6 protein-coding genes are annotated in these 8042 nt (G+C 72.9%); 2 read left to right on the top strand and 4 right to left on the bottom strand.

Annotation, left to right across the window (positions count from 1 at the left end):
- Positions 1 to 1230: a low temperature requirement protein A gene (locus ACFWXC_RS33515; protein ID WP_384484494.1), complete on the top strand. Its 1230-nt coding sequence runs from the start codon at positions 1 to 3 to the stop codon at positions 1228 to 1230.
- Positions 1231 to 1252: 22 nt separating this feature from the next.
- On the opposite strand, the gene ACFWXC_RS33520 is transcribed toward ACFWXC_RS33515, so the two are convergent.
- The 4 genes from ACFWXC_RS33520 to ACFWXC_RS33535 form a co-directional block, all read right to left on the bottom strand.
- Entirely contained in the window at positions 1253 to 2785 is a 1533-nt protein-coding gene (locus tag ACFWXC_RS33520) for a GMC family oxidoreductase (RefSeq protein WP_384484496.1), read from the bottom strand.
- Between the two features lie 81 nt (positions 2786 to 2866).
- A complete protein-coding gene (locus ACFWXC_RS33525; RefSeq protein WP_384484498.1) occupies positions 2867 to 3745 on the bottom strand; it encodes an LLM class F420-dependent oxidoreductase in 879 nt (292 codons plus the stop codon).
- Between the two features lie 94 nt (positions 3746 to 3839).
- Positions 3840 to 4379, bottom strand: coding sequence for an HdeD family acid-resistance protein (locus ACFWXC_RS33530; RefSeq protein ID WP_384484500.1), 540 nt, complete (start codon positions 4377 to 4379; stop codon positions 3840 to 3842).
- Positions 4380 to 4516: 137 nt separating this feature from the next.
- Positions 4517 to 7387: an AAA family ATPase gene (locus ACFWXC_RS33535; protein WP_384484502.1), complete on the bottom strand. Its 2871-nt coding sequence runs from the start codon at positions 7385 to 7387 to the stop codon at positions 4517 to 4519.
- A gap of 83 nt (positions 7388 to 7470) precedes the next feature.
- Here ACFWXC_RS33535 and ACFWXC_RS33540 point away from each other — a divergent pair, with 83 nt between their 5' ends.
- Complete coding sequence (locus ACFWXC_RS33540; protein ID WP_384484504.1) at positions 7471 to 7920, top strand: MarR family winged helix-turn-helix transcriptional regulator; 450 nt, start codon at positions 7471 to 7473, stop codon at positions 7918 to 7920.
- The last annotated feature ends 122 nt before the right edge of the window (positions 7921 to 8042 follow it).

The following is an 8042-nucleotide window of genomic DNA, read 5'->3' on the forward strand; positions in this document are numbered from 1 at the left end:
ATGACCTCGCGACCGGAGAACCAGGAGCACTGGGCCCGGCTGCGCCGCCAGCTGTGGCGGCCGCCGCGTGCCCATGGGGACCAGCCGCGGCACCGGGTGGTCGGCCCGCTGGAACTCTTCTACGATTTGGTCGTGGTCGTCCTGGTCGCCCAGGCCGCCCACCACCTGGCGGCGCATCTCACTTGGCACGGCCTCGCCGAGTTCGCCGTGGTCTTCGCGCTGGTGTGGATCGCCTGGCTCAACGGCACGCTCCACCACGATCTGCACGGCTATGACGACGCCCGGGGCCGCAGTCTCTTCCTCCTGCAGATCCTCGTGCTCGTCCCGCTGGGGGCGTTCATCCCCAAGGCCGGCGGCGCGGAGGGCGCGCATTTCGCGGTCAACGCGGGGATCCTGTTCGCCGTCCTGGCCGTGCTCTGGTTCCTGGCCGGACGCGGCAGCTCCGCCGAGTTCCGCAGACCCACCCGGCTGTACGTGATCGGTACGGCGGCCTGCGCGGCCGTTCTCTTCGCCAGCGCGGGACTGCCGGCCGACGCCCGCCTGCTGACCTGGGGCCTGCTGGCCCTCGCCTTTCTCGCCGGGTTCGCCTGGATGGTCCTGGCGGCCGCCCCGGCCCAGGAATCGGCGCTCGCCCTCACCGACGCGCTCGTCGAGCGGTTCGGGCTGCTCATCATCATCGTCCTCGGCGAGACCGTGACCGGCGTCGTGGACGGGCTGGCGAGCGAGCCGACCACCGTCATGAGCCTCGCGGTCGGGCTCGTGGCGGTGGTGGTCGGATTCGGCGCCTGGTGGACGTACTTCGACTTCGCCGGTCACCGTCCGCCCCGGCGCACCCGGACGGTGACCCTCGGGTGGATGCTCACCCACCTGCCGCTGACGGCGGCGGTGACCGCCATGGGCGCCGCGATGGTCGGCCTGGTCGAGCACGCCCACGCCGACCGCGTGCCCGTCGCCACGGCCTGGGTGCTGTGCGGGGGAGTGGCCGTGGTGCTGGCGGCGACGATGCTGATCGCGACCGGCCTGGAGGCCTGGCGGGACGAGCGGGAGCTCTACCGTCCGCTCGCCGGCACCTGCCTCGCCGTGGCCCTCGCGGCCCTGGCCCTCGGCGCCGCACGTCCCGCCCCGCTCCTGCTCGGGCTGGCACTCGTCGCCCTGCTGGGCGTTCCCTGGGGTCTCGCCGTGGCCCGCCGGCTGGGCCGCGACGAGAGCGACGAGACACCGGCCCTCTGAGCCCCAGGGGTCGACGGCGGCCTCAGTCGCCGTACACCCGGCGGGCGATGTGCTCCGCGATCATGATCGTGGTCGCGTTGGTCACGGTGGACGGCACCTCCGGCATGATCGAGGCGTCCACCACCCGCAGCCCCGCCAGCCCCTTGACGGCGCCGGTCTCGTCGACGACGGCCCACCGGTCCTCGGGGCCGCCCATCGGCACGGTGGAGGTCGGATGGCCGTAGGTGGCGATACCGGTCTCGATCGCCGCCGCCAGCTCCTCGTCGCTGTCCACGGCGTCGCCCGGCACCAGTTCCGCCGCCACCACCCCCGCCAGGGGCGCGCTGCCCGCGAGGCGGCGCACCAGGCGCACCGCCTCCAGCATGCGGCGCCGGTCCCGGTCCGTCGCCAGGTAGTTGTCGTCGATGACCGGGGCGACGTGCGGATCACGGTCGGCCAGCCGCACCGAGCCACGCGACTCCGGCCGGGTGACGGCCGCCGCGAGCAGTATCGCCCCGCCGGTCGGACTGAACGAGCCGTCCAGCAGGTGGGTGCCCACGACGGCGAGGTCCAGCTCACCGGGGAGCGCCTCCCGGGAGGCGAGCCACAGATGGGCGGCGAACGCGGACGTCATGTCCTGGTGCTCGGGCGCGAGCGCGAACAGCGAGTGGAAGAAGGGGTGGTCCTGCAGCCGGCGTCCGACGGGAAGGTCGGCGACCACGTCGATGCCGAGGTCCCGCAGATCCGCGGCCGGGCCGACGCCGGAGCGCAGCAGGATGGCCGGGCTGCCGTACGAGCCCGCGCTGAGCACCACCTCACCGGCCCGGTGAACGGTGCCGGACGCGTCGACGACACCGCGCGCCCTGCCGTCCTCGACGAGCACCCTGTCGATCGTGATGTCGCTCAGCACCGTCAGATTGCGGCGGCCGCGCACCTGCGGCGTCAGATACGCCAGGGCGGTGTTCTGGCGCACCCCGTCGACGATGTTGACCGGGTAGGCGCCGGTGCCGTCCTGCCGGTCGCCGTTGAAGTCGTCGTTGCGCCGGTGGCCCAGGCCCGCCGCACTGTCCACGAACGCCCGCATGGGGGACGTGAGTTCCTCGTAGGTCCACTGGCGGATCGGGAAGGGGCCCGTCCGCCCGTGGAAGGCGTCGTCGCCGGTCGGTGTGTTCTCCAGGTCCCGGAAGGTGGGCAGGACCTCCTCGTACGACCAGCCCTTGATGCCGTACCGCTCGCCCCAGGCGGCGAAGTCGGCGGCCCGCGCCCGGATCGCGACACCGGCGTTCACCGCGGAGCTGCCGCCCATGGCCCGGCCGCGCGGGGCGGCGATGCTCGGGGCGCGGTCGGTGGCACGCGCGCTGTAGCCCCAGTCGTGGTCGGGGTCGGCCAGCAGGTGCGGGGTCAGCAGTCCCTCGGGGATGCGGTCGGCGGGGTAGTCCGGTCCCGCCTCGATCAGCAGGACGGTGCGCCGCGGATTCTCGCTGAGCCGGGCGGCGAGCACGGCCCCGGCGGAGCCGCCGCCGACGATGACGACATCGGCCTCGTGGTGGCCGGCGTGGTCGCTGGTGACAGTCATCTGAATCTCCTTTTATATTGCTTCAGCAAGCAAATAAATAGTTGAACAGCTGTGGCGGTCTCTTGTGAAGGTGCCCGTTGGTCATATCCGCGTCGCTTCCGGTACCACCCGCTCGCCCAGCAGCCGGAGCGCGGCATGCTGGTCGGCGCCGCGGACCGGGCCGATGACGTGGTCGATGCCGATGTGGTCCAGCCGCCGCAACTCCGCGAGCAGGGCCGGGACACGCTCGCCGTGCGCTCCGGGGTCGAGGGGGAGCAGGACCGTCTTCTCGATCTCCGCGTAGTCGCGCCCGACGTCCTCGCAGTGCCGGCGGAGCACGTCGAGTTTGCGTGCGAGGTCCGGGCCGTAGAAGAGGTTGCAGGCGTTCCCGTACTCCGCGACCAGCCGCAGCGTCTTGCGCTCGCCGGAGCCGCCGATGAGGATCGGCGGGTGGGGGCGGCGCAGCGTGCCCGGGGAGTTGAGGGTGCGTTCGAGGTGGTAGTGGCGGCCGGTGAAGGGCTTCTCGTCGTCGCTCCACATCTGCAGGCAGATCCGGAGGGTCTCCTCCAGCCGCTCGAACCGCTCCGCGACGGGCGGGAACGGCAGCCCGAGCCCGCGTGCCTCGGCGAGGTTGAAGCCCGCGCCGACGCCGATGCCCAGGGCGGCGCGACCCTCCGACAGGACGTCCAGCGTAGTGATCATCTTGGCCAGCAGTCCGGGCTCGCGGTAGCCGGCCGAGGTCACCAGAGCGAGCAGTTCCGCCCGCTCGGTGGCCGCGGCCAGATAGCCCAGCGTCGTGTACGCCTCCAGCATCTCCTGCTCGGAGGCGCCCACGATCCCGATCTGGAAGAGGTGGTCCATGACGGCGATCCGGGTGAAGCCGAACTCCTCGGCGCTACGGGCGAGTTGCGCCACGTGACGTGCGATGCCCGCCGGACCGCCGGGTTGGGTGAAATCCGCGATGGCGATGCCGAGGTTCATGCGGGCCTTCCGTGGTGTGGGTCGCCGGGGCTGTCGCCGTCGAGTATGCCGGGACCACTATATGCTTTGTCAAGCAAGGAAATTGTGTGGGCGCTCAGCCGCCGAGAGGCTGCGGGCGGAGCCTGCGCCGCTCCTCCGACGAGGCGAAGACCGCCGAGATGCCGTGGACGATGCTGAACAGACCGAAGACGGTGGCGAGCGAGACCGCCCCGATGTCCGGCCGTACGAACAGCACGAACCCGAGCGCCACCGACACCAGTCCGGTCAGCAGGAACAGGGCCCGCTCACCCGCCGTCTCACCGCGCTGGAAGGCGAGGACGACCTCCATGGCACCGGTGGTCATCGCCCACGCGGCGACCCAGAGGGTGAGTACCAGCGCCGTGATGCCCGGCCAGGCCAGGGCGCTGACCCCGGCCACCACCGACAGCACGGACAGCACCAGCCAGCCGAGGACCGGCCCCACCCGGTCGCTGCTGAAGGCGCGGACTCCGTCCATCACCGCGTACATGAACGCGTAGACGGCGAACAGGACGACGAACGCGCCGACGGTGATGCCCGGCCAGGAGACGGAGACGATGCCTATGACGACGGCCAGCAGGCCGCGCCAGAGCAGGGCGTTGGGCGAACCGAGCATGAAGACCTCCGCAAACGAGGGTGCCGTGGCGCCGACTTCCGCCTCGGCCCGGGACCGCGTGACGGGCACGGAGGCTATCGGCATCGCGGTCCGGGGCCACCCGTCATTCGACTGGTTCCGCTACTGCGACGCGTGCGCTACGGCGTCTCCTCGTCCTGGTCCGCGGCGGACATCGCCTCCAGCGCGCCACGGAGAGCGGCGCGTGAGGTGATGCCCAACTTGGGATACACGCGGTACAGATGGGAGCCGACCGTGCGGTGCGACAGGAACAGCCGCTCGCCGATCTGCTTGTTGCTCAGGCCGGTCGCCGCGAGCTCGGCGATCTGCCGTTCCTGGGCGGTCAGCTGCTCCGTCACCGCGTCGGGCCGGGCGACGGAGACACCGGTGGCGCGCAGTTCGGCCGCGGCCCGCTGGGCCATCATCTCGGCGCCGATCCGGTCGAACGTCTCCAGAGCCGCGCCCAGTTGGGCCCGCGCCCCGGCCATGTCGTGGGTGCGGCGCAGCCACTGGCCGTACGCGAACCGGATGCGCGCGAAGTCCCAGGGCCAGCGCTCGGAGTCCGGAAGGGACAGGGCGGCCTCGAACAGGGCGGCGGCCTCCGCGTCGTCGGCGGCCACGGCGGCCGCCCCCGCCGTGATCAGCTCGGTGCGCGGCCCGATCCGGGGAATCCCGGCCTCCTGGGCGGCGCGCACATGCGCCCGGGCGTCCTCGACACGGCCGGTGCGGACCGCCGCCTCCACGAAGTCCAGGACCATCCACCGGCCCGGCACGCCGGCGGTGGGGGCACCGGGCGGGCCGATCCGCGCCGCCTGGGTGAGGGCCTCCTCGTAGTCGCCCTGTCCGATGGCCGCGAGATTGCGTGCCGACCGCGCGTAGCCCTCCGTCACGTCCATGCCGCGCGGCGCCGCCCAGCTCGTGGTCTCCGCGCTGCGGGTACGGGCGAGGTCCGCGTTGCCGCGCAGCGCCGCGCCCGAGGCCAGCAGGGCGCGGAGCTGCCGCTCCCAGAACTGGTACCCGTAGGCCCTGGCCAGGTCCAGCCCCTCCTGCGCGAGCCGTTCCGCCTCGTCCCACTGTCCGTGGATGTAGGAGTCCTGGCAGAGCAGCAGCAGCGCCGGGATCACCATGCCGATCGCGCCGTCGTCCCGCTCCCGTTCGATCATGCGCAGCAGCAGGCACCGGTAGTCGGACAGGGCGTCCAGGGCGACGGCGGCGAAGCCCAGCGGGACGATCTGCCAGGGGGCCGCGTCGAGGGGCAGCCCGGCGAACGCGTCCGCGAGCCCCTCCCGGATCGCGTCGGACTTGTGGGTGGGGTCGACATACGCGTCGTAGCACAGCCGGAACGGGGTGACCGCCTCCGGCGGGAACCGGGCCATCGCGGTGTCGAGCAGCTTCCACGGCTCGGGTCTGAGGGTGTAGAGGCTGACCAGCAGCAGGGTGTACAGGATTCCGAGGTGGTTCCAACCGCCCTGCTCGGCCTCGCAGTTGTGGTCGAGGGCCTGTGCCAGCAGCCGGTAGGCGGTGTCGACATCGCCCCCGTCGTGGGTGAGCAGGTGGGCGGCGGCGGCGAAGACCAGCCCGGTCTGGGTGTCCGGGGTCTGCCCCGCATCCGCCAACAGCCGGTTCACCTGGTCGAGTTGGCCGGTCATGGTGGCGAGGAAGGCGGCCTCGACCAGGCGGCGGGACCGGTCGACCGGGTGCGGACTGAGCTCGCCGGCCCGCATCAGCGCCGTGACCGCGGCGGACGCGGCGATCCGCCGCCGGTCGGAGAGCAGCGCCCCGACCGGCGCCGGCAGCTCGGCGGGGGATCCGGTGCTGCGCCGCCAGGCGGTCAGCGCCGCCTCGTCCAGCGCCCGCGCCACCGCCTCGTCCGGCGTGGCGGCGGCCTCCGCGAGGTGCCAGGCCCGGCGCTCGGGATCGTCGGCCAGCGCGGTGGCCAGTGCCTCGTGTGCGGTCCGGCGTTCGTGCGGCGAGGCCAGGTCCACCACGGCCGTGCCGATCAGCGGGTGACAGAACGTGAGACCGGAGCCGGCCGCGGGCGCCCGGACCAGACCGGCCCGCTCGGCCGGGACCAGGTCGTCGATGTGGGCCGACCCCTGCGCCGCGGTGCGCAGCACGGTGAGTCCGGCGTCGGCGTCCAGGGCGGCCAGCAGCAGGAGCCTGCGGGTCGGTGCGGGCAGGTCGGCGAGCAGCCCGGCGCAGGTCGCTTCCAGGCGTCGCGACAGCTGGAGGCGGTCGGGCAGCGGATCCTGGCCGGCGCGCTGCCGCTCGGTGAGCGGTACGGGCAGTTCCTGGAGGGCCAGCGGGTTGCCGTCGGCCTCGGCCAGCAGCCGCCGGCGCACCGCGGGGGCCAGCCCGGGGGAGCAGGCGTCCAGGACGGCGCCCGCCGATCCCGGGTCGAGCGACTCGACCGTGCGCTCGGGCAGCCCGGACCGGCGGAAGAGGTCCTCGGTCCCGATCCGGGAGGCGGCCAGGAAGACGATCGGGGCGTCCGCGATCCGTCGTACGGCGAATGCCAGGACGGCCGCGCTGGCCTCGTCGAACCAGGCCACGTCGTCGGCGATCAGCAGCAGCGCGCGTTCCGCGGTGGTCAGTTCCAGGAGGGCGAGCAGCGCCGTCGACACCAGGGACTCCGGAGCCGGGCTCCGGGCGAGATCGAAGACCTGGTGGAGGGCGTTCCGATGGTGCTCGGCCAGCCGGTCGACGTCGTGGCGCACCGGGTAGAGCAGCTGGTGCAGTGCCGAGAACGCGATCCTGGCCTCGGCCTGTGCACCGGCGGCGCGCAGCACCCGCATGCCGTGCGCCGTGGCCCGTGCCGCGGCGGCGTCCAGCAGCGCCGTCTTGCCCACCCCCGGCTCGCCGTGCAGCAGGAGACCGGAGCTGCCCCGGCCGGGCCCGGCGAGCAGCGAGTCGATCAGTTCCAGCTCGGCCGTACGTCCGACCAGCTGCGCCCCGCTCGACGGCGCTCGGGATGGTTCCTCGGTCTGGCGACGCCTTTCGGAGGTGCTCACCGTTTGAATATAGCCCTCACAAAATGCTTGACGGCGCAAATAGTTGATCAAAATGCCGGGTGGGCGCTGGGTAGGGTGGACCGATGACCAGTGACCCAAGGCCGGAGGCCGAGGTCGCCGCCGAGTTGATGAAGGCGATGACCCGGCTGCGGGCCCGGCTGCGCACCGAGTCGGCCCCCAGCGACATGCGGTGGAGCTGGTCGCAGTTGACCACGCTGGGCCGCATCGTCGAGGAGGGCCCGGCCACGGCCAGTGAGCTGGCGCAGGCCGAGCATGTGCGCCGCCAGTCGATGGCCGAGACGCTCGCGTCGCTGCGCGCCGGGGGCCTGATCGCCAGCAGCAGGGATCCCGGCGACGGCCGTAAGACCCTCATCCACGCAACGCCCGAGGGGCAGGCCCTGTTCGGGATGATCCCGGTCGCCCGGGCGACCTGGCTGGGCGCCGCGATCGACGCGCATCTGCGGCCGGACGAGCGGGAGACCCTGCTGAAGGCCGCGGCGATCATGAACAGGATCGCGGACAGCGGACGGTGACGGCCGGGCCGCGGGCCTCGCACACGGCAGAGGTGGCCCCCCCCGGGGGGGGGGGCCCGCAGTTTGTGGGGCGCAGGGGGGGGTGGTGAGAGCCGGGAGTTAGCCCGTGTCGATTTAGTGGG

Origin of the sequence: Streptomyces sp. NPDC058683 (assembly GCF_042716195.1) — a bacterium.
Classification (GTDB): domain Bacteria; phylum Actinomycetota; class Actinomycetes; order Streptomycetales; family Streptomycetaceae; genus Streptomyces.